The sequence below is a fragment of the Syntrophorhabdaceae bacterium genome (assembly GCA_028713955.1).
Lineage (GTDB): Bacteria > Desulfobacterota > Syntrophorhabdia > Syntrophorhabdales > Syntrophorhabdaceae > UBA5609.
Map to the genome: position 1 here is coordinate 1 of JAQTNJ010000023.1, position 23,286 is coordinate 23,286.

General features: G+C 47.3%; 19 protein-coding genes. 13 read left to right on the forward strand and 6 right to left on the reverse strand.

Annotation, left to right across the window (positions count from 1 at the left end):
- The 11 genes from PHU49_03765 to PHU49_03815 form a co-directional block, all read left to right on the forward strand.
- Window positions 1-2,015, forward strand: a 2,015-nt coding sequence (locus tag PHU49_03765; GenBank protein MDD5243110.1) for a hypothetical protein, incomplete at its 5' end; no start/stop codon positions are given.
- Window positions 2,016-2,134: 119 nt separating this feature from the next.
- Window positions 2,135-2,575, forward strand: coding sequence for a pilin (locus PHU49_03770; protein ID MDD5243111.1), 441 nt, complete (start codon window positions 2,135-2,137; stop codon window positions 2,573-2,575).
- A 57-nt stretch (window positions 2,576-2,632) separates the two neighbouring features.
- The gene (locus PHU49_03775; protein ID MDD5243112.1) at window positions 2,633-3,001 is read left to right on the forward strand and encodes a type IV pilin protein; all 369 of its coding nucleotides are present in this window, start codon (window positions 2,633-2,635) and stop codon (window positions 2,999-3,001) included.
- Window positions 3,002-3,013: 12 nt separating this feature from the next.
- On the forward strand, window positions 3,014-3,874 hold the full coding sequence (locus PHU49_03780; protein MDD5243113.1) for a prepilin peptidase: 861 nt from the start codon (window positions 3,014-3,016) through the stop codon (window positions 3,872-3,874).
- 59 nt (window positions 3,875-3,933) lie between these two features.
- Entirely contained in the window at window positions 3,934-8,622 is a 4,689-nt protein-coding gene (locus PHU49_03785) for a PilC/PilY family type IV pilus protein (protein MDD5243114.1), read from the forward strand.
- Window positions 8,619-9,143 carry a GspH/FimT family pseudopilin gene (locus PHU49_03790; GenBank protein MDD5243115.1) on the forward strand — a complete coding sequence of 175 codons (525 nt, stop codon included), beginning with the start codon at window positions 8,619-8,621 and terminating at the stop codon, window positions 9,141-9,143. The genes PHU49_03785 and PHU49_03790 overlap by 4 nt, the downstream gene beginning before the upstream one ends.
- Window positions 9,118-9,501, forward strand: coding sequence for a prepilin-type N-terminal cleavage/methylation domain-containing protein (locus PHU49_03795; protein ID MDD5243116.1), 384 nt, complete (start codon window positions 9,118-9,120; stop codon window positions 9,499-9,501). Before PHU49_03790 ends, PHU49_03795 begins: the two co-directional genes overlap by 26 nt.
- An 8-nt stretch (window positions 9,502-9,509) precedes the next feature.
- Window positions 9,510-10,640: a PilW family protein gene (locus PHU49_03800; protein ID MDD5243117.1), complete on the forward strand. Its 1,131-nt coding sequence runs from the start codon at window positions 9,510-9,512 to the stop codon at window positions 10,638-10,640.
- Between the two features lie 10 nt (window positions 10,641-10,650).
- On the forward strand, window positions 10,651-11,283 hold the full coding sequence (locus PHU49_03805; protein ID MDD5243118.1) for a hypothetical protein: 633 nt from the start codon (window positions 10,651-10,653) through the stop codon (window positions 11,281-11,283).
- Window positions 11,273-12,067 carry an Ig-like domain-containing protein gene (locus PHU49_03810; protein MDD5243119.1) on the forward strand — a complete coding sequence of 265 codons (795 nt, stop codon included), beginning with the start codon at window positions 11,273-11,275 and terminating at the stop codon, window positions 12,065-12,067. The genes PHU49_03805 and PHU49_03810 overlap by 11 nt, the downstream gene beginning before the upstream one ends.
- A gap of 39 nt (window positions 12,068-12,106) precedes the next feature.
- Window positions 12,107-14,095, forward strand: a complete 1,989-nt coding sequence (locus PHU49_03815) for an O-antigen ligase family protein (protein ID MDD5243120.1) — start codon at window positions 12,107-12,109, stop codon at window positions 14,093-14,095.
- Window positions 14,096-14,139: 44 nt separating this feature from the next.
- Here PHU49_03815 and PHU49_03820 read toward each other — a convergent pair whose 3' ends face one another.
- The 6 genes from PHU49_03820 to PHU49_03845 are packed head-to-tail and all read right to left on the reverse strand — an operon-like array spanning window position 14,140 to window position 21,081.
- Window positions 14,140-14,997 (reverse strand): glycosyltransferase, encoded by an 858-nt coding sequence (locus tag PHU49_03820; protein MDD5243121.1) that lies wholly within the window; start codon window positions 14,995-14,997, stop codon window positions 14,140-14,142.
- 1 nt (window position 14,998) lies between these two features.
- Window positions 14,999-16,528, reverse strand: coding sequence for a methyltransferase domain-containing protein (locus tag PHU49_03825; protein MDD5243122.1), 1,530 nt, complete (start codon window positions 16,526-16,528; stop codon window positions 14,999-15,001).
- Complete coding sequence (locus tag PHU49_03830; protein ID MDD5243123.1) at window positions 16,521-18,020, reverse strand: hypothetical protein; 1,500 nt, start codon at window positions 18,018-18,020, stop codon at window positions 16,521-16,523. The genes PHU49_03825 and PHU49_03830 overlap by 8 nt, the downstream gene beginning before the upstream one ends.
- A 12-nt stretch (window positions 18,021-18,032) precedes the next feature.
- Entirely contained in the window at window positions 18,033-18,977 is a 945-nt protein-coding gene (locus tag PHU49_03835) for a polysaccharide pyruvyl transferase family protein (GenBank protein MDD5243124.1), read from the reverse strand.
- Window positions 18,978-20,228, reverse strand: coding sequence for an ABC transporter ATP-binding protein (locus PHU49_03840; protein MDD5243125.1), 1,251 nt, complete (start codon window positions 20,226-20,228; stop codon window positions 18,978-18,980). It lies immediately after the preceding gene.
- A gap of 13 nt (window positions 20,229-20,241) precedes the next feature.
- The gene (locus PHU49_03845) at window positions 20,242-21,081 is read right to left on the reverse strand and encodes an ABC transporter permease (GenBank protein MDD5243126.1); all 840 of its coding nucleotides are present in this window, start codon (window positions 21,079-21,081) and stop codon (window positions 20,242-20,244) included.
- Between the two features lie 204 nt (window positions 21,082-21,285).
- On the opposite strand from PHU49_03845, the gene PHU49_03850 reads away from it, so the two are divergent.
- Together PHU49_03850 and PHU49_03855 are read left to right on the forward strand one after the other, a co-directional pair.
- On the forward strand, window positions 21,286-22,113 hold the full coding sequence (locus PHU49_03850; protein MDD5243127.1) for a glycosyltransferase: 828 nt from the start codon (window positions 21,286-21,288) through the stop codon (window positions 22,111-22,113).
- A gap of 117 nt (window positions 22,114-22,230) precedes the next feature.
- Window positions 22,231-23,235 carry a glycosyltransferase family 2 protein gene (locus PHU49_03855; GenBank protein ID MDD5243128.1) on the forward strand — a complete coding sequence of 335 codons (1,005 nt, stop codon included), beginning with the start codon at window positions 22,231-22,233 and terminating at the stop codon, window positions 23,233-23,235.
- The last annotated feature ends 51 nt before the right edge of the window (window positions 23,236-23,286 follow it).

Here is a 23,286-nt window from a genome sequence, read left to right on the forward strand (position 1 = left end):
TTGATACTGATTTATGGTACCATTTGAACAGCGGGAGATACATCTTCGAAAACGGGTCAATTCCAAAAGACAGCTACTTTTCTTTTATTCAGCCCCCGCGGGAATGGGTAGACTATTTCTGGTTTTTCCAGGTTATCGTTTATAAGATATATCAGTTATTTAATTATTATGGTTTGATTTTTCTGAGGGCGATTACATTTTCCGCACTGGCTTTTTTTGTCTTTCTCTTCTTTTTTCAGGAACGGCAGAAAGAGAGGTTGTATCTTTTTGCAACAGTAGTCTTTTGCCTGTATATCCTCTTATTTATTCCCCGGTATCATCTCGTCCGACCTCACATATTCACCTATCTTTTTGTTGTTATATTTCTTTACATTCTTGAATTCCATAACAGGAAGAGCTTTATCCTTCCGGTCATAGCGGTCTTCTGGACAAACCTCCACGGGATTGTATACCCCTTATTGCTGCTTATAATACTGGCTTATCTTGTTGAGACAATTTACACGATTAAAAGGCAGAAAAGGAAGATACAGAAAGGCGATCTCAATACGATTGTTCCGTTAATTCTTTCGATGGCTGCAATTTATGTTACCCCTCATGGTTCCAAGCTTACCTGGATCCCTTTCATACCAACCGGTTTCGCATCGCTTTATATCCAGGAGTTACAGCCGTTAACATTTACGGATCTCAGTTCTTTTAATATCATAAGATTCTGCCCTAGTCTTTCAACAGTCTTCAATATCTTGTTTATAGTTGCGATCATGTCTTTTATCGTCGTTGTTTGCGCTAAAAAACTGAAAATAAGTCACCTGATCCTGTTTATCGGAGGAAGCATATTGCTTCTAAAGGGCAATCGTTTTAAATACGAATTTATGCTTCTTAGTATGCCCGTTATAAGGGTTTTACTCAGCACCATGTCCCCTGAGTACCTGAAAAAGATTCTCCCAAAGCCAGTCAATATTACCCTGGCTGTGTTTATATTGTTGATACCCCTCATGTGCGTGAAGGAGATCTTTAGCAACAGTTCAAGATTTCCTTTTTCACTAAGAAATCTTCCGCAAGGGATCGGGGTATTCCTGAACAAGATCAATACAGGGGGGACACTTTTAAACCATCCGGATCGGGGAGGCTACCACCAGTGGATGCTTTACCCACGATATAAGATCTTTATGGATATGGAGGTTCCTTTCCTCTTTACAGATGAAGATTTTTATATAGCAACCAGTGCATACAAGGACAGATTGTTTCTCCAGAGGCTTATTAACCAGTACAACCCGTCATTTATTACTGTCTCAATAAAGAACACCTTTTTCAGGGATATGATGGCATCTTTCAAGCAATACAGGGTTGTCTTTTTTGATGATTGCGAGGTACTGTATGCTGATCAAAACAGATATCCGGCCATTGTGACAACATATGCTATAAAAACCTTTGATCCATTCAGCCTGGCGCAGACCAGTATAGCGTCTATCAAAACTTTAAATAATTATGTATTGATGAAGAACGAATTACTAAAAATAGCAGAGATCTATCCCGATAATGGTATAGCAAATCAATGCCTTGCTATTTTTCACGCCAGGGAGGGGGAATACGACAAGGCAATCAAGTATGTTAACAATATTATTAAGAATTATCCTGAATCTGCGACTGGATACATCTTGAAGGGTGATATACTACAGGCAATGGGCTTGCTGGATCTTGCCATCAAGGATTATAAAATAGCCCTCAAGCTATGGGATGTTGCCGAAATCTATCGTAACATCGGGATGGTCTATTATAAACAGCACAGGTTCAACGAAGCATACACTATGTTAGTAAAATCCATGGACGTGTACTCCGCTGAAACAACGTATAAGGACCTGTATTATCTGATAGATTCAGCCATCAAGATCGACAAAAAAAGGGAAGCGGAGATACTCTTCCGGTACGCATACCAGAGCATACCTCCTTCAGAGCAGGAATGGTTGAAACGGTACAGGGAACTCGGGGTTATTGTGGGACAGAAAATACTGCAATAAGAAAGCGTAACATTCTGTTTTCTCATTAAAAAATGTGACAAAAATCATTTACAAAGGGGAAAAATGTGATACAATAGCGATAATAGTAATACTATTATAAAATCCTATAGGAGGTGTTTATGTTGAAGATTCAAAGAAACAGCAAGGGTTTTACGTTGATTGAGTTGCTCATCGTTATCGCGATTATCGGTATTCTTGCCGCAATCGCGATCCCGGCCTACACGGGCTACACGAAAAAGTCCAAGGTTGCCGGTGTAGTCCACGCGCTTGGTGGTGTAAAAACCGCATCAGCCGCATACTTCACAGAAAAGGGCAGGGTTGACGGTCTGAACCTTGCAATGGCTGATATTCCTGGTAACCTCGGGGTAACGGTCCCGAGCCAGTATATCAATGCTGCAACCGTCACGGGTAATGCCGCTAATGAAGTAACAATAACCGTAACGATGACAAACATTGGTACCGGCGTTGACAATACCACATTGAGCCTGACATCTTCAAGCAACCTGCAGACATGGTCATGGAGCGGCACTACGGACGCAACCTACATACCGAAGAACTAATCATCAACAAACATGGGGGGGCAACCCCCCATACTTTTTTAGACCTATGTGAGACCTATGGGAAACAAGGCATTTACCGTTATAGAGATGTTGATAATGGTTGGGGTTATGTCCGCTATTCTGTTGATTGCCCTGCCAATGTATGCCATGCGTGCCAAAAGGCCTGACCGGGTTCAGGCAAAGGCTCAGCTATGTGTTATAAGGGATGCCGAGGAAAGGTATAAACTACATTATGGTACGTATACTACCGATGTTGCAAGGCTTGCAAACTGGAAACCTATTCTGGGAAGATATCAATTCAGGATCAGGACAGCAGATTCTACGCAATTTGTGGCTCAGGCTGACGGTGATCTCAATAATGACAAAATCTATGATGACGATACCTGGACAATTGACCAGAGCGGTACGCTTAAGAAAGTTAAATGATGTTTACGAAGAATGGGAACAATAACAGACATAGTTATTTTCATATTTGGTGCAGTTTTAGGTAGTTTTCTCAATGTATGTATACACAGGTTACCAAAGGAAGAAGTTGGTGAAGAGACCGAGGTCACTATCGCCCAACTGCCTTCCATTTTCATGAAGCAGATCAGATCGATCGCAACGCCGCCGTCGAACTGTCCTCATTGCAAACATCCCATAAGATTTTACGATAACATACCGATTGTAAGCTATATCATCCTTGGTGGTAAATGTAGGGATTGCGGGATAAAGATATCCGTACGGTATCCTATCGTTGAATTACTGACAGCCGTTTTATGTTTTGTGCTATATAGAAAATTAGGCATTTCCTTTGAATTCCTTGTGAGTGTGATTTTCGTTGCATTATTAGTAGTTATATCGTTCATAGATCTCGATTTTCAGATTATACCCGATATTCTTAGTATCGGCGGATTGATAGTCGGACTTTTTCTCGCCATATTCCGGCCTTTTTTCATTTATTTATCCCCTAAGTTCAATGTCCTCGATTCTTTATACGGGGTGCTCCTCGGAGGTGGTGTTCTCTTTATTATTGCATATAGTTACAAGCTGATTGCCAAACGGGAAGGCATGGGCGGCGGAGATATAAAACTGCTTGCTATGATAGGCTCTTTCTGCGGTATCAAGGGTGTCATATTCAGCCTCATGGCAGGTTCTCTTTTTGGGACCGTTGTCGGTATACCGGTTATGCTTGCGAAGGGCAAAAACACAAAGTATGCGATCCCGTTCGGACCATTCCTTGCGCTTGGTGCGGTCGTCTACCTGTATAAGGGGAATGCGATCACCCTCTATTTTATTAATCTAATGACGGGGCGATAGATGCTCAGAAGATATAAATATAAACATTACTTGTTAACGGGAAATATGAGGAGGCATGTATGAGGTCATATAGGCGGATAGTGTACCGGATGCTTCTCGTTGCGGCATGTTTAACGGTTTGCCTCTCCTCTACCGTGCGGACATATGCGCAGACAATGACCGATTACTGCGTATACCCGCCATTCGTCACAAGGGCTGTACCCCCCCTCGTTATGTTGGTTGTCTCAAAGGACGATAAGCTCTTTTATAAGGGTTACAACGATATGGTAGACCTCGACGGTGACGGGACGATAGATTCCACATATAACGACGCAATAGACTACTACGGATATTTCAACCCGAATCTCTGTTACACATATTCAAGCTCGAGATTTAACCCGGCGGGTGTTGCCTCCGGCGCCCACAACCATTACTGTAGCGGTCAGTGGAGCGGCAACTTCCTCAACTGGTCGACTATGACGCGGATCGATATTATCAGGAAGGTTCTCTATGGAGGAAAGAGATTGACAGACAGCACGAGCCTCACCGTGCTGACAAGAAGCCTCCTTCCCAGGGACAGCCATTCCTTTGCAAAGGCTTATGATGGGGCCGATATATCAAGTCTTACCCCTGTGAACTGGGCTGAGGGTATCACCATGTGTAACACGAATACGGGTAGCGGCGAAACATCGGGTCTTGTCTTTTCGGTGCGTGGTTTTTACCCCTTTGCCGCAGCAACTGAGGTCAAACAATGTACAAAGACCTGTGAAGGTACCGGGTGTGTCAATTTGTCAGACCAGGGGTTTAACAACTTAGCAGCAGTAAATGCCGTTGCTAAATACGCAAAATTTTATACGGACATAAAGGTTTGTGATTCCAGTGTAGGATTGGAGTCAAACTGCGATGCCTTCGGAAGCAATTATAAACCTGGCGGTTTACTGCAGAAGTACGGCATAAACAAACAGTCCGGTCAGAACTTCCCTCTCATGTATTTTGGGCTTATAACCGGAAGCTATAACGGCAATGTAAGCGGTGGGGTCCTCAGGAGTAAGATGACTGATATCGGCACAACCGAGGTTGACATCGATACAGGCCAGATAAAGACAGGGTCAAAGATTATAAAAAATATCGACAGATTCCAGATTGTGGAATACGACTATTCTAGCGGTTCATACACCAACTGCAATCCCGGTTCTCCATATGTTCTGACGGACGGGATATGCAGAAGTTCCGGGAACCCTGTCGGTGAGATGTTCTATGAGGTGATCCGTTACTTCCAGGGCAGGGCCACGCCTACCACGCAGTTCAAGAAGACAAGCCCTGATGCCGGACTCCTTAGTTTGACCGTCGAGTCATCATGGGACAACCCCTATGCAACATATCCCTCCTGTTCCAGGCCGTTTATTCTCGCTTTGTCGGATATCTATCCCAATTATGACTCCGACCAGTTGCCCGGTTCGTACTGGTATTCGACGATCAGTACCTCTGACACGCCGAGCGTGCAGACCTTGCTCAATGATTCCGGTATTAATACCCTTGAGACGCTGGGGAGTATCTTTATCGGTGATGCCGTTGGTACTACATACGATAAGCAATGCACCCCGAAGACAGCATCAAACTTTGGACAGATCAGGGGTCTCTGTGTGGAAGAACCGACGAAAAGGGGTTCCTATTATATCGCCGGACTTGCCAACTATGCACGAAAGACCGACATTAACACAGTCAAGGGTGATCAGAAGATATCAACATATATTGTGGCCACCGAAGGGACTGCAGTACCGATAGATGTGACGGTAGGCAGTAATAAAGTCACCATAGTCCCCAATTTCCAGGATATGAGCGACAGCTCAAAGGGCCGTATCGTCAATATGAATGTATGTCCTGCTAATGACGCTGACTGGATTGCAGAGCAGGCGAATGGGTATACCATATGTCGTGATGTCCAGTGGGATGACGCTGAATATGGTACCGACTACGACCTCGATATTGCAATCCGCCACTACGTACAGGCCTCGGGAGGCACCGTTACCATCAAATCAAAAGGGATGTATGCTGCCGCAGGACACAGGAACTGGGCAGGATATACCATAAGCGGGGTTACTTTGCCCGGCACATATTACGATATCGGTTGCGGTGGCGGTATAGGCGGGTCAAATACTAAATGCAGAAGAGTTTTAGACGAAAATCCGGCGCATTACAATAATAGTTCTGGATTGCCAACCTATACGGGTACTGACAGTGATGCTGACAAGTCAAGAGTAAGGACATTTACATCCGCGGGTGCTACGGCCGGCATCCTTCATGACCCGCTCTGGTATGCAGCCAAGTACGGCGGGCTTGAGGATTTGAACGGGGACAGTACACCGGACCAGCAGAGCGAGTGGGATAAGAACAATGATGGTATCCCGGACACATACTACTATGCATCGAACCCGTTGCAGCTTTATACCGAGCTGGGGAAGGCGCTTACAGATATCCTGGACAGGACGTCCTCAGGGACCGCAGCATCAGTTCTTGCTTCTGCAGAGGGGAGCGGCGCCAATATACTCCAGGCCGTCTTTTATCCCCGCAGGATTTATTCTGACGCGGAGCTGACCTGGACAGGGGAACTCCGAAACCTCTGGTATTATATTGACCCGTACCTTCAGGCAACTACCATGCGTGAGGATACAGAAGCTAACCAGGTACTTCACCTGGTCCACGATTATATCGTCCAGTTCTATCTGGATACGGTCTCCAATAAGACAAAGGTCAAGAGATACAACGACACAAACGCGGATGGAAGCCCGGATGCCCTTGTCGATCAGATCGAACTGGAGAATTTGTCGAACATATGGGAAGCAGGAAGCGTATTGTGGGCAAGGAATATCGGGAGTTCCCCGCGAACCATTCTCACGACACTGAACGGGGTTTCTTTCCTGTCAGGGGATTTTTCCACGGCAAATGCATCCACGTTAAGACCATACCTGAACGCTTCCACGGATGCAGAGGCCACAGCAATTATTAATTACGCACACGGAATCGACCAGACCGGCTACCGGTCAAGGACAGTAACGATCGGAGGAACTACGAATGTCTGGAAGCTCGGCGATATCATAACATCTACTCCCAGAATTCAATCGACGAACCCGATAAACACGTACCACCTCCCCCCGCCTGATGGTTATTCTGACAGTACCTATCTCGCATATATTAAAGACTCTGCCTATCTCTCCAGGGGCATGGCCTATTCAGGGGCGAACGACGGGATGCTCCACGCCTTTAAACTTGGTAAACTTGAGCAGAAATGGGATGGACAGGGAACGAATGAGATCGCGCGTCTCACCGGGAGTGATCTTGGAAAGGAGATGTGGGCCTTTATCCCAAAAAACTCATTGCCGTATCTGAAATACATGACGGCGACGGATTATTGTCACGTGTATACGATCGATAATCCAAGTTACCTCGTTGACGCAAGTGTCTACAGTGCATCCGGTACAAATCAGAACCCAACTTATGCAAAGAACAAGGAGAGCTGGAGAACCATTCTTATCGGAGGGATGGGACTTGGCGGCGCCTGCAGAAACCTCGGGGATTCCTGTACGGACTGCGTAAAAACCCCTGTTACCGACCTTGGCTATTCCTCATATTTTGCCCTTGATGTAACTGATCCAAGCAGTCCTCAACTCCTCTGGGAATTCTCCAATCCTGCCCTGGGTTTTTCCACCTCAGGACCTGCTGTTTTGAGGATAGGTGACGCAGCAAACAACGGTAAATGGTTCGTGGTTTTTGCCTCAGGGCCAACCGGAGGAATAAACACCCTATGGAATCAATTTATGGGGAAATCGGACCAGAACCTGAAGCTCTTTGTACTTGACATGTATAACGGGAGTCTTTTGAAGACCATCGATACGGGTATAGCGTATGCTTTCGGCGGTTCTCTCTATAACAGCATGCTCGATGTAAACAGGGGAGATAGGTTTTCAACCAACCGGTACAGTGACGATGTTTTTTACCTGGGTTACACCAAGAAAGACACTGCAACAGGTACCTGGACCAAGGGAGGCGTTCTGAGGGTATACACAAACAAAGATCTTCTTCCCGACAACTGGACAACAAGTTCGGTTGTTGAAGATATCGGACCTGTTACTACTACAATATCGAAGCTGCAGGACAGGACACGGCAGAACCTTTGGTTATATTTTGGCACAGGGAGATTTTATTACAAGAATAATTTTGGAACCGACATTGATGACGCAGATGGGCAGAGGACGATTTATGGTGTTAAAGAGCCATGTTATACGACATACAACACGATGAACACGAGTTGTTTTACTCCGGTCAACCAGAGCAACCTTACAGATCAGACTTCATCACCCCAGGCCAGTCTTCCAAGCGGGTCGAGCGGCTGGTTCATTAACCTCGATGCTACTGATGCAACATACAAGGCTGAAAGGGTTATTACCGACCCTCTGGCAATCTTCAGCGGGGTAACATTTTTTACAACCTTCAAGCCGTCTTCAGATCCCTGCGAACTGGGAGGCAACACCCAGATATGGGCTGTGAACTATAGTACGGGCGGTGCGGCATCATCATCTGCATTGAACGGAAAGGCAATCTTTCAGGTGTCAACGGGAGAAATCAAAGAACTCAGCCTTGGCAGTGTATTCAGTCAAAAAGATAGCAGGCGGACAACGGGCATGCAAGGCGTACCGCCGAGAGGGCAGGGGTTGTCGGTTCTTATAGGCCCAAGACCTTTAAAGAAGATTTTACATATACAGGAAAAATGAAAAAGAACGGATTTACATTAGTTGAATTGTTGGCAGTTATTGCAATCGTCGGGATTCTTTCCGGTATTGCCGTTGGCAACCTAAGGGGACTGGCAAGCAAGTATCAACTGGAAAATCAGGTGAGAGAGATGTATGCGGATTTGATGAGTGCGCGGATGATGGCAATGAATAAAAACAGGGCTGTTTTTGTAAATCTTGCCGTAACAGGTCAATGCACGCTATATGAAGACGTAAATAATGACGGCACCTTGAATACGGCATCAGATACGCAGATAGTGAGGCAGAAACCGCAAGCCTATTCTTTTTTTGGAACAACGGTGAGCAACAGGGCAATGACGTGGAACGGAAGTAACCCCATTGAATTCAATTCCAGGGGCCTTGCAAACACCCAGGGTACTATTTGCGTCTATTCGACGGTTAACCCGTCATATGATTGTGTTACAATCTCAACTACGAGGATTATCCTCGGAAAATTAACCGTTCAGGGGACATGTAATGCAGCGAATTGCGTTGCGAAATAACAAAGGCTTCACGATTATCGAGGTATTGGTCGCAGTTTGTATCCTTACCATAAGCATGCTTGCCATCCTTGAAGCCGTTGTTATAGCAATAGAGCACAATATGAACAACGTTTCCCGTGATGAATCTGTAAGGATCGCGGAGACGAAGATGAACGAGTTAAGAAATAGCGATTTCACTACTCTGGCGAATGGGAATTCAAGCGTTTCCCGAAATATCAGGAATCTCACAAGGACTTTTAATGTTCAATGGATAGTGAGCAACCTTTCGTCGAACAGCATCGCGGTGCAGGTTATTGTGAACTGGAGCCATAAAGGGATACAGCACTCACACAGCATATCCTCGGTGATAAGCAGGTGATGTTTAAGATGCCGAAGAAGATTACCTTCATACAGAACAGACAAGGCGGTTATAGTTTGATAGAACTGCTTATAGTTGTTACGTTGCTTGCGATTGTTGTCATTATGAGCAGTGATACCTTCACTATCGCCATAAAACAATCGGGCCAGCAGACGAAGATCGTTGAAGCGCAGGTGGAAGGGATTATTGGCCTCGAGTTGTTGAGGTATGATATAGAACATGCAGGGTATGGGTTGCCATGGGCCTTCCAGAACGCCATTAATTATAACGAGGCTTCAACGTCACCGGCTACCAATTACAATGACTCGTCGTCTAATGTACCGCGGGCAATTGCCTTTGGAAACGATGTTGGCTTCAATCTTTCCGACTACCTCGTTATTAAATCTACTGCGGCTTCTATAAACAGCGCTGCTCAAAAGTGGACATATATTATAACCGGGAGCCAGGCAAAGAGATGGTCTTACGACGGCACAACGTATCCCGCCACTATTAACCTGGAGAACGGAAACAAGGTAATCGTTATCAAGCCGAGGTTTGATTCTACCAGCGTACCGACCCTTGTGATGGACGGATCCGATTTTACCTGTACCTTCCACTCGACGAATTTCCCGTCTGAATTTGCACCGAGTGCCCCTGCAGAGAGATTTATGATATATGGGATGACTGATTCAGCCAGTGTCACATCTCTGCGTATGCCTTTTAACAGGACCGACTATTACATCAAAAGGCCTGCCGATATTCCTACCCATTGTGCACCGGGGACGGGAATTTTATATAAAGGGGTTATAAACCATGGTGATGGTGCCCTGACAGAACTGCCTGTAATAGATTGTGTGGCAGACATGCAGGTGATCTTCAGGCTTGATGCGAACGGTGACGGTACTATCGATTCACAGATAAATAATCTTTCCGCCTTAACCGCTCAACAGATACGGGAACAGATCAAAGAGGTCAGGGTCTATATTCTTGCCCAGGAAGGTCAGCAGGATACAGGATACAGTCATTCGACTCAGATCGTTACTATGGGAGAGTTTGGTCTCGGAAGAAACTTTGACCTTGCCACATATATTGGGACAGGATGGAACAGGTACAGATGGAAGACATATACACTTACCGTGCGACCAAAAGACCTGTCTTAGGGAGGAAATCGTGGCGAAGCAGGACCCTAGTGTACGGGGTATAGCACTCCTGATGGTACTTGCAATCATTGTAATGTCATCCGCAATGATTGCAGTGATCGTCTTTTTTGTGATGAGAGGAACGGAATATACCGGCCTGCAAAAGAGATATTCTACCTCCAAAGAAGCGTCATTCGGGGCAATTGATGTATTGACAAAAGAGATTATCCCTTTGGCAATCTCAGGGCAGAGCCTGTCTTCCGTGCTGACAACATTCAACGTCATTACAACCGCCAAAATTGAGCGGGGTTATGCTGATGAAGCTACAGCCAATTCATGTTTTTCAGATAAATTGACAAAGGTAACAGGACTATGGGGCGGTGCCTGTGATAACAAGATAGAACCAAAAACTAATCCTGATTTAAAATTTACCTTATCCGGTACGGGTGCGCAGCCCTACGACGTATATGTTAAAATAATCGATACGTCGGCAGGCAATACCAATATCAGCGGCGTTGTTCTCGAAGGTATGGGGACGGCAGAATCAGCAGGCGGCGTTATCACCACGCAGCACTTCCCATATCTTTATACCATTGAAGTGCAGGGCGAAAAACAGCAAAATCCATCTGAAAGGGCAAACCTCGAAGTGCTCTATGCCTACTAAAATAAGAAGAAGAATAAAGGTCGTTCCTCCCCCAAAGAAGAAGCTTTTCGATGCTAAATCGATAGTTTTTATAATAGTCTTTTTAGCGGCCTTAATTTCATACATTGTATATTCCGGTTCAGGAAAGAAGGAATCCCCTGTGGTCGAAACAAGCCAGGGAACTGCCGGAAAAACAGAATCCACGGGAACGCAGACCTTCGAAGCAAAAACGAATGTGCCGTCGATCACGAAGGCAAAATTGCAGGTTGAATCTGTTGACAATAAAGACAACCTGAAAATCATTGCCGAAGGGAACATGATAGGCAATGCGCCGGTTTCCTTCAGGTACGCATGGACAAAAAACGGTCAACCCGTTGAAGGCGGTGGTAATAGCATCAGCGGGTTTAAAAGAGGAGACAAGATCGGCGTAAAGATCACCCCTTACGTCGGAGAGATGCTCGGGCAGCCGAGGACATTAACGACTGAAATAAAGAACTCAACCCCTAAAGTAACGGAAGACAAACAGGTGGTGTTCGAAGGAAACATCATGAAATACCAGGTCAAGGCAACTGACCCTGACGGAGATAAGCTGACGTACGCTTTAATGGATGCCCCCCAGGGTATGACGATAGACAGCGCTACAGGCCTTGTCCAGTGGCCGGTAAAGGATGATTTTTCCGGCAAGGTAAGCTTCAAGGTAAAGATATCCGACGGGAACGGGGGAGAGATCATCTATGGTTTGAGCGCCAACGTGGAGAAACCCCCTGAGAAGCCAGCCGCAAAGACAACCCCCGCAAAGAAATAAGGTTGCCAAGCAGCACGTCACGGAGTACAATTGGGATGAATGGCAGCGTTAGAGAAGCTTTTTTCAATAATCGTATTTTTCCTCATCCCTTTTCTCGGCAATAACCACCTTTCACTTTTTTACATCAATATCGACAAATTCTGGATTGAAACATCTTTTATCATCGTGTTGATCGCTACGGTTTTTCTGCAGTACGCCCGAGAGAGGGATACGCGCACGTCACTGCTTGTGTTCCTGATATTTTTCATCCCCTTCCTGGCGATGAACGCTGCGGGTCTTGCCTATACGTGGAGCCTCTTCTCCACGCTCCGGGAGATCAGCGTTCTTTTGCTGGCAGGGTGCTGTGTCACGGTGTATGCTTTCTCGGAGAAAAAGGAAGGATTATTGGAGGCGCTTGCGGCAGGAGCATTCGCTTCGTCGCTTTGCGCCATCATCCAGTTTGTCGTCCTGTTCCCGAACCTTTTTGAGATATTCAAGGGCGGCGTGTTCAGTGAGATCGTAAGGGGGCAGGCCATCCCGACCTCTTCTTTTTCATACCACAATACGCTGGGAGGGTATCTGGCGTGCGTACTTCCCGTTGCTCTCCATTACGGAGTTATAAGAAAAAAGATTCCTTACGTCGTGATGTCGGCAGTCATCATTACCGGGATCATCCTTACGACGTCCCGGATAGCAATGGCTATCGCCGCCATTGAGATGCTTCTCTACATTTCGATGACGGTGACCGAAAAGGATCTGAAGGGTTTCTTTTCAGGATTGGGAATACTGGTCCTTGCCGGCGCATGTCTCTACGGGCTTTTCTTTGCAGGTCAGAAAGGCGTGCAGGCCGGCGTGAGGGCAGAACTGGAAAAGAAGTCAAAGATCACCCAGGCGCAGATCACCACGCTGAACACGCGGACGGAGATATGGAGAAACGGGATCAGCGCCTTCAAGGAAAGGCCTTTTGCCGGCTACGGCCCCGGGACATTTGAATACGCGTACAGGAGGTCGTTCGACGGCGGCGTATACACGCAGTATTCTCACAGCGTTGTAACGAAGATACTTGTTGAGCTCGGCCTGATCGGTCTGCTGTGCGCTCTATGGTATATGGCCGGCGTCCTCTACGGGATATCGAGATCGGCAAAGACGCAGCAGGGCATCTTTGCGCATGTCGCGTTGGGTGCGATCATCCTTTTTGGCGCTGTCGATTTTGCCTTTGACATCCCTGCCTTTGTCATAACCTTTTTTGTTTTTTCCTTCACCATGTTGCCAGGGTCGGTGGAGAGTTCGACGAGGACAGGCTTTAAGCATGTCCTCGCCTGCGCTGTCCTTGTGTTGCTGATAAGCTGCCTGTTCTTTACTGTGAGAGCAAACCTGTCAAAAAAATCGATCGATAACGGCGCAATATACCTCCAGGGTGGTTTTATAAAGGACGCATATTACGCATATATGGATTCCATTCACGAGATGCCTTTCGACAACGAGGGACGCATAAAGGCAATAAACGTACTGAACAATGTATTTCCGAACGAGAAGGACGCAGAAAGAAAAGGGATATTCAAACGCATGCTTCAGGGCAATCTTATGATGGTCGAGCAGTCGAGAGACAAAGACTCGGAGCTTTTTTTAGTGACCGGGACAGCATATGCATTGCTCGGCGACAAAAAGAAGGCAGAGGAATATTTGCTCAATGCCTATTCATACTATCCATCGTCGGCATATTACATTTATCAGATAACAAATTATTACATGTCCCTTGGCGACTTACAAAGGGCGCTCCTCTGGACGCACAGGATCGACCCCTATTTAAACAAGTATGCAGCATCCAGAAACCCCAGTGGCTTATATGTTTACAAGATAAGAGATATTGAAGCCGAGATCTACTTCAAGCAAGGCAACGCAACTCGTGCGTTCTCTGTAGCGCAGGCAAACCTTAAAGACGCACAAAGTGAAAAATATACCATCACGAGCGCCAAAGCGCGAGAGACGGTATCAAAAGAATCGTTGGTCAAATACCTTCAAGACAAGGCAGATCGGGGACGTTGGTAACTTTTGTAACTTCCATGACCTCCTTTCCGTTCGCCTTATGTCCTTTACAAAGGTCCGGCAAGCATTTTTCGAAGCTTTCTGTAAAGGGCCCTGACCATTATTGCCCAGACATGGCTGTTAAAAGGATTAAACAGAGCCGATAGAAAGGCGAATTTGAAGGACTCCCTGTTGTTGCCCAGGGAAAAAGATTCTCTGCTCCTTAAGAAATAATACGTTGCTATTGACATGTTTTTCTTTCTCACCATTTCGACCTGCCTGCGCAGATAGTCCGTATCCCTGTATCTTTCCGTAAGAGAAGATCCGTGGAGCCTGAAGAAATAGAGATCTTCGTCGATCTTTTCCATAGAAAATCTTTTTCTTACCCTCAGCCAATAATCGTAGTCCTCGGCTAAAGAGCAATTCCGGTCGTAATCGCCCACAACCTCGTAAACCCTTCTCCTGTATAAAAAGCAGGGGCCTATGCAGTTGGACGAATCCAGCTCGCCTGGTACTCCTGTCCGGATCGATTCACCAAGGCGGCCATCGTTGTCGATGAATGTATAATTGCAATAAACAAAATCTATAGCAGGGTTCTCGTCAAGCCTATCGCGCATCGCTTCGATGGCGCCTTGAGCATAATAATTGTCATCCGAAGTCCACGTCAGGTAATCTCCGGCAGCGACCCTGAACCCTTCGTTCAATGCGCCGGGAAGGCCCAGGTTGCTCTCATTTCTGATAAGACGCATCCTCTCATCGTTAAAACGGCCGGTGATGCGTGAAACATCTTCAGTGGAACAATCGTCCACAATGATAAGCTCGATATCCTTGCATGATTGATCCAGGCAGCTCGCGATGGATTCGTGCAGGAACCTTGTGCCGTTATATGTCGGCAGGACTATCGATATCTTCGGTGTCTTGTCCATATTATGTACGCGTCCCTTGCCAAACGATAAACAGACCGTCTGGTTCAGATCTTTCTCCATAGGTGATAAATTCCGACCGCACATCGCGGCAATGCCTGCCCAGCAATATCTCGATCTCATTCTGTTCGAACCATTGTTCCCACGCCTCGGTCTCAAGGGCACCCTTGCGCTGTATGTTCTTGTCCACGATCACGATGAGGCCCCCGGGTCTTACCACCCGGCAAAGCTCAGAGATAGCCGTTGATGGATCTATTGCGTGCTCAAGGGCTTCTACGCAGTAGGCACGATCGAAGGAGCTATCGCCGAAGGGCAGGTTCAGGAGGCTGCCCTGTTTGGTTTTGATCCCGGGCGGCACGTGGAGGAGCATTGTATCTGAGATGTCAACGCCGCAGATCCTGGCCGATGGATACCTCGCGAGCAGCGCCCGTGCAAAACGCCCCTTTCCGCAGCCGGCGTCAAGAACGCTCAGGCCCGAAAGATCGCCGAGGCCATTTAATACAGCCTGAAAACGCCCGTCGCTCTCCTCGATGGTGTCGGAGTAAAGGCGCACTTCGGCATCGAAAGCCGTACGGATGTGCCAGTAATAGGCGTCGAGGGCGAATTTGGCAGCCCAGCTGATCTCTTCGTCGGGGAAATAGTTTGCGCCGCGGCCGTAGCTGCCGAAGAACCCGCCCGAGCGGTTCTGTATGCGGCTTAGACAACCAAGCGCTTTTTCAGCAGGTTCGCGCTTGCCCAGTTTGTACCAGATGACGGCATATTGCGCTATGCCGGTGGAGCATGCCCAGCTTACGTCAGGGTAGGCCGGTATGGAACCGTCCTTTCTCTGCAGGCGCTCCACTTCGTCCATTCCGTCTGCTGCTGTGTCCGGATGACCGAGGTCCACAAGCGCTTCCAGCACATAGGCATGAAAGTGGGACAGGGTATTGAAGCGGGTAAGAGCCGGTTGAGCCAGGTAATATGCTGAGGCCCGTTCCACAGCCTCAATATAACGGGGCTCGTTGAAGAGCATGCCGGCATTGCGCAACGCTTCGAGCGTGTACAGGTGGATGTTCTCGCTCACCTCTTCTCCGCCGGGCAATATCCAGCTGCCCTTGTCGGGCGTGGTGACCCGTCCGTCAGGCTTGATCTGCGCGAGCATCCATTCGCATCCGCGACGGATCGCATCTTCAGCTTCGGGCAATCGGGGGAGGACTGCGAGAAGCCCTTTCAGGACCTGGCCGCTGTCAAAAGTATAGGATGTTTCCCCTGAAGGGTCCGACCAGGAGCCGTCTTTATTCTGGACGGATATCAACCAGCGTGCAAGCTGGAGAGCCAGTTCAAACTTACCAAAATTCAAAAGAGTGGGAATAACATATCCGGTCACCTCAGGATAGGGTTTTTTCAGAACGTTGGAGACAGGGATCCCGGCGCCGTTGATCGCGTTGCCGGCAATCCATTTCAGGCCGTCGTAGCACATCGGGACAGCAGGACGGAGAAGGCGTGGACCCGACAATGAGCAAAAGCGTTTTAGATATGCAAGGATCTTACCCATATTGCTTATGCCTCGCACGGAAGACGGCGACCTGCCGGAGGAGGGACAAGACCGTCCACCCGATTGAACGCAGCCTTGAATTAGCGATCCTGATAAACAGGCGATCAAAGAACGTCAAGCTCTGATTAGTGAACAGGATGATCGGCCTCTGGTAATCCTGCGATAAGGCAAGCAGGTAGCGCTTCGTATACCCTGCCGCGCTTTGAATATGATCCAGCTCGTGAGGCAACCCCCCCCGTTGGGGATAGTACCTGTCCTGAGTGGCAAATTCCGCCAGCAGGTATTTTGCGCTTAGCTCTTTTAACTCTCCGAGAAAGGCATCCTTTCTGTCGATGTGGTGATAAACAGAAAACATAGTAATGAAATTAATATTCTTCGATTCATCCCTGATGTTGTTTTCGCCACATATAAAAGCAGCAAACCTTGTCCTTGAGAGATCGTAGAGAAACGCCAGAATATTTGCTATATCGACGTATTTCTGAAAAGCTTCCAGCCCTAATGAGAAATTGACGAACGGGTAGCTGACTGCCTCAAAACAGAACACCCCCAGGTTGCTCCCCAGGTCTGCATGAGTGATCGTTCCTTCTTCCCGCGCGGACTTGCAGAGCAGGTATCCGAAGAACAGTTGCCTGAGGTCCCGCTTCGGACGCTGTCCTTCAACGCGGAAACCGGGAAAATCGAGTGATTGGTAGACTCGTGGATCAGGTTCCTGGAACTCATCCAGATTGTAGGGACAGGAATTATCGAAATTGGCATCCTTGATGAGCTCGGGCAGCTGCTTCCGGATCAAAGGCTTGAAAACCTTACGTAGCCTTTGGAGGCAGGTGAGGCCATTGATTGATCCCCCGGTCGGGGGAAACTCGCCGGTGCTGCCGAACTTGTTTGCGCCGATCACATCGAGAGAATCTTCAAAGGCTACGTCCTGGTGTAAAAATCTTGCCTCCTCGAAGTCGATCAGCACAGGCGTGTCGTTCCTGAAGCAAATATTCTGTTCGTGGACATCGGTGTGGACGATGTCCATGCCATAGAGCGTCCTGACCGCATCAACTATCTTGTGCCAGGCTCCGAGAAGTTGAGCGGCGGTCATGGTTTGCACGGCAGCGTGGAACGGCTCGAGCCATTCGAGGGCAAGGAACTGGATGGATCCCTCCTCGTCGAAGAACGCTGTACGCGCAAACAGCTCGCCTGACAGGAGGCGGAGAAAGTCATGCTCGTTCTGCAGGGAAGACCTGCGCGGGAAAGCAGGCTCGCTTTCCAGGCGGCTTTCGATATAGACGCTCCGGTGCTTTACTTTCAGCAGGAGCGGCCCTTCGCTCGATTCTATGCGGAAAAGCGTCGCACCACCGCCTGGTTCCCAGACGCGGGGCAACAGGACATACCTGAAGGGCTTCCGGAGATGGCGGGAGATTACCCTTTCCAGGAGGTCCGGTTTTTGGAGGATGGCATCGAGAAAAAGTGTTTTGTTGTGGAGCGCTTCGGGATCAAATAGCATAGATTCCTTATTTCAGGTGGACAACAATTTACGCACTGTATCTATCATGCGAGATTTTATGTCCTTAAGTGTTTTCCCGGGTATGCGGAGGTATCCCTGACCATCCATGACCGCCCCGGCAGCCGCGAATGCTGATGATCTTTTAGAATCATGGTAATATTTGACCTTTGTATCATATGCGAGGCTCGCAATTGTTGCATGAACGAGGTCGGTATGCACCTCTTTGGCGTTTGCATATAGTGAAAGATAATCATATGGAGCGTCGGAGATGAATATGTTTTTTATGTTCTCGTTATATTTTGCTGTATAGAACATGTGTTGCGGCCGTATGATGTCATCCTTCGAGGACCGTAAGCTATCAGGCTCGGGTATATTGTTAAAGGCTGAAACGATATAGTCTTTTGAGGAAAAGCCGCATGGGTTATAAACATCGCTTACGAAGAAGGCGCAATCTATCCCGGGGTGGCAGTTTGGCAGCAGGTCTTTATACAATGCATACGTTTCGTTATCGCGCGATATGAAACCTGCAAGGTTGACGTTTGCCTCTGTGTATTCGAAGAATGCTTTCACCTCTTTTTGGTTATACTGCTGGGCGCCAATCCCCATGAAGAGAACTTTCATATCAGGATGCGATTTCAAGAAATCGTTGACCCAGTATGTCGCGCTGCCTGTACGCAAAAATTCTTCGGTTGCAAACATCCCACTCATGACAAACAGGTCCGCTTTTATATAGAGACCGAGATGCGCTGCGTTGCGAAAACATTTTTCTTTGGACGTGAATGTTTTCCGGGACTGCAGGCGCATGGCATTATTATAATAGTGCGACATTGGTGTAACAAAAATAATATTGCTGCCCGGCAGCGCTTGTTTCAGAAGCTCCATGGCCCCTATGTCAATGAAGGCTTCCCCAAGATTGGTCATCCAGCAATTGCCGTAATAAGCTATTCTAAGAGACATTTACGTGACCTGCCATGTGTGCTCCACCAGGGCAACCCCTGCCCATGCAACATCGGGCAATCTCCCTGTTCCGAAAAAATCTCCGCCCTCAACAGCGATCTCTGCGGCATAAGGCACGTTGAATATAGTATCGCCGTTTGCTTCAGCTATCTTGATATGCAGCCGGTATCTCCCTGGAAGAAAAGGCACCTTCGGTAAATGACAGAGCAACCGTGCCGCAGGAGGCTGCAGGTCAACACCGCGGTTGTCGGATATCCCGGTATGGAGAATGCAAACCCTTGTGTCGTTAAGGGTATTGACAGCGATCGAAACAAGCAGGTTTTTTTGCGGGTTAATCGTTTCAAGAACAAGGCGGATGGAGCCGGATGTTCCTGCCTGCAAGACGGGAGATTCAACACCCTTATTATTAAGAATGTCGACCTTTTTCAGGGCTATGCCGAATTTGTCGTTTGACGCGATCACTCCTCCGTCCGTCGGGTGTGATATCGCTATGGTTTGCAGGTAGGCATCGACCACAATGTCGGTTTTGCCCAGAGCGGCAATTTTTCCTTCAGTAAGTAAAATTCCCGAGTTGCATAATTGCCTTATTGCCCCCATGTTGTGGCTCACGAAGAGAACCGTCCGCCCTTCCTGCGCAACATCTCCCATCTTCCCAAGACATTTTTTCTGGAACTCCGCATCCCCGACGGCCAGCACTTCATCGACCAGGAGTATTTCCGGCTCGAGATGGGCGGCCACCGCAAAGGCCAGGCGCACGTACATCCCGCTCGAGTATCGCTTGACCGGTGTATCAAGGAATTTTTCGATCTCTGAAAAGGCCACGATCTCGTCGAATTTTTTGCTGATCTCTGCCCTCGTCATGCCGAGGATCGTGCCGTTGAGATAGATGTTCTCCCTTCCTGTCAGTTCAGGATGAAATCCGGTCCCGACTTCCAGGAGGCTTGCCACTCTCCCGCGAAGCGTTATTTTTCCTGTTGTAGGCGGCGTAATTTTCGATAGGATCTTGAGCAGGGTGCTCTTGCCCGCACCGTTGCGACCGATAATACCGATGGTCTCCCCTTCGTTTACGTTGAAGCTTACATCTCTCAGCGCCCAGAATTCATCCTTACGTCTTTTATCATTTCCCCGGATAAGGGACTTGACCGCTCGTGCGGTTTTTGACGTCAGTTGTTCACGCAAGCTCAGGTAGCCCCGATGGACTCCGATCGTGTATTTTTTCCCTATATCTCTGATCTCTATGATCGGTTTCATTCTATGGGACCCTTCATGCGATATCGGCGAAATAAGATTCCGTCCGTCTGAAATAGAGGAGTCCGAGCAGGAAGTAGACGATACCGACAAAGAGAGACACGGCAAGCGCGCCCCATTCGATAGGCGATCTTCCGAGCAATCCGGCCCGTGCGCCGTTGATGACGCCCGCCATTGGGTTGAGACAAAGAAAAAGCGTTTTTACTACAGGATATTTGTCCAGCATGGAGGCGGGATAGATGACGGGGGTTATATAGAGGCCTATATTGATAAAAAATGGAAGCGCGTACCGCACATCCCGGTACTTGACGTTCAACGAAGCAAGAAAAAGCCCGACGCCTAAGGCAGTGAATGTCACGATCAATAACAGGAGAGGAATGATCGCAACCCCGACCAGCTGCGGCATAAAACCATAATACGCCATCATCAGCACGAGAATGGCAGATGAAACCGCGAGATCGACAAATGCCGTCGTAACGCTCGTGGCCGGTATGATCAGTCGCGGAAAATAGACCTTCTGGATAAGGCTCGCGTTTGCAACCATGGATTGGGCAGAGTTGTTGACGGTGGATGAAAAATACTGCCAGAGCAAAAGACCGGTATAAAGAAAAACAGGATACGGCGTCCCGTCACCGCTCTCAATGCCGGCCATACGGTTAAAAATGAAGGTAAAGACCGCCATGGTCATCACCGGCTGGAGTATCACCCAAAGCACTCCCAGCAAGGTCTGCTTGTATCGTACCGAGATATCACGCCATGCCAGGACCAGGAACAGGTCTCGATAGGCCCACAATTCTCTCCACTCGATATGAATGATCTTTTTAGGCGGTTCAATGATGCTTTCTTTAGACGGCATACTGAGAATCCTTGCCTCCGAATACCCGATGGGTTCCAATATCTATCCTATCACAAAGCTTTAACTATCGTCTATAGTGACCATCATCTTGAGCCTTTCCATCTTGGAAATGTTTGTAACTATCTATCGGTATTTGGCTTTTTTATTGCCCTGAAGAACAAAAGTGGCTTTACATGCTTTGGCCGGTTTTGTTAAAATCTATAGATGGCAAAAATTTCGGTTATCATACCCTGCTATAATCACGGAGAGTATATTGAAGAGGCCGTAGAAAGTGTTTTGGGCCAGACCTATCAGGATATTGAAATCATTATCATCAACGACGGCTCCACGGATGAGTTGACGAACAGGTTACTTTCCGGATACACAAAACCTAAAACCAGGGTTCTTGCGACGCCCCATCAAGGTCTTGCCGATGCACGTAATGAGGGTATCAAAGAGTCCCGTGGAGAATATATCCTGCCGCTTGATGCCGACGATACAATAGGCAGCAGGTACGCTGAAGAAGCTGTTAAAATACTCGATAACGATGCGAATGTCGGTATTGTATATTGTGAAGCGGAGATGTTCGGTGAAAAGACCGGACGATGGAACCTACGGGAATACAGCCTCCAGCATGAACTTGTAGGGAACCGGATATTCTGTAGTGCCTTTTTCAGAAGACAGGATTGGGAAGCCGCAGGCGGATATAATCCTAATATGCTTTACGGCTATGAGGACTGGGATCTCTGGTTATCACTGATTGAACTGGGTAGGGGGGTTTATAAATTACCTGAAGTCCATTTTTTTTACCGTGTCCGAAAAGATTCAATGGTTCAAAAGATTGATGAAGAAAAACGGAGATTCCTTTTACGGCAAATCTACTTAAACCACCTGCCGCTGTATGGCAGGGAATTTCCTGACCCCATTAATCTCTATTTAGATAATCAGCAATTAAATAACAGCTACGATGCGATCAGGAAATCCAAAGATTATGCGTTGGGGAAGTTTATCCTGGATCCCTTAAGGGTTCTCAAAAGGTTTATACTGAAATGACTGAAAAAGACAACGCACGGAGATTTCCCAAGAAATATTATTATTGAGAGACAGGTATTTTCATAAAAGACATACAAAATAATAAAAATGGTGTTTCAAGGATAGGCTTATAAGGAAATGGCAAGGGTAAGCGTAATAATCCTAAATTATAATGGCACACGGTTTACCGTAGACTGTCTGAGGGCACTCGAAAAGCAGACCTTCAAAGACTTTGAAGTTATTCTGATTGACAATGGTTCCTCAGACGAGAACCTGGGTTTACTCCGAACATATCTAAATACGTATTCAACCGATATTCCGCTTCAGTTTAAGCACATCGATAAGAACCTGGGTTTCTCAGGGGGCAATAACATAGGACTTGAATATACCAAAGGAGTGTATATCGCACTTTTGAATAATGACGCTGAGCCCGACAGCAGATGGCTTCAAGAATTAGTTAATGCTATGGATAGAAACCCTGCAGTTGGTATATGTGCTTCGAAAATTTTGGTCCATGGGAGCAGCGTGATTGATAGTGCGGGCGATGGGTTTGTAAGGTCTCTCAAAGGCTATAAGCGAGGGGAGGGTGAAAGTGCAGAAAACTTTTCCAGCGAGGAGTTTGTGTTTGGCGCGTGTGCCGGAGCTGCCTTATATAGGAGAGAAATGATAGGGAAAATAGGTTTTTTGGACGAAGAGTTTTTTCTCATCCACGAGGATTCGGATCTTAATTTCAGGGCTCAGCTTACCGGATGGAAAGTACTGTACGTACCCCGGGCGATTGTCTATCATAAGGTCAGATCATCGATTGGTCGCTGGAGCGATCTGGAGGTATACTATACGTTAAGAAATAGCTATTTGGTGAAAGTCAAGAATGCACCATTAGGACTGGCGTTGTTTTGCTTGCCGGAAATCCTTGCGGCAACGATTACTGAGTTTATCTATTTTGTCGTGAGGCATGGGAAAGGAATGTTGTATTTCCGGGCAATTGGCGGTGCGCTTCTGTTGTTGCCCAGTATGCTTAGAAAAAGAAAAGCCAATCTAAGCGGGAAAAAGGCTACTAATAAGTGCTTGTGGAATATGATGGTACCTATTTTCAGCAAAGACATTTTTAAAACAAAATTGAAGAAATTATTTTATGATTAGCGTCATAGTTCCCACACTCAATGCCGGAGAGGCAATTAACGGGTTTTTGTC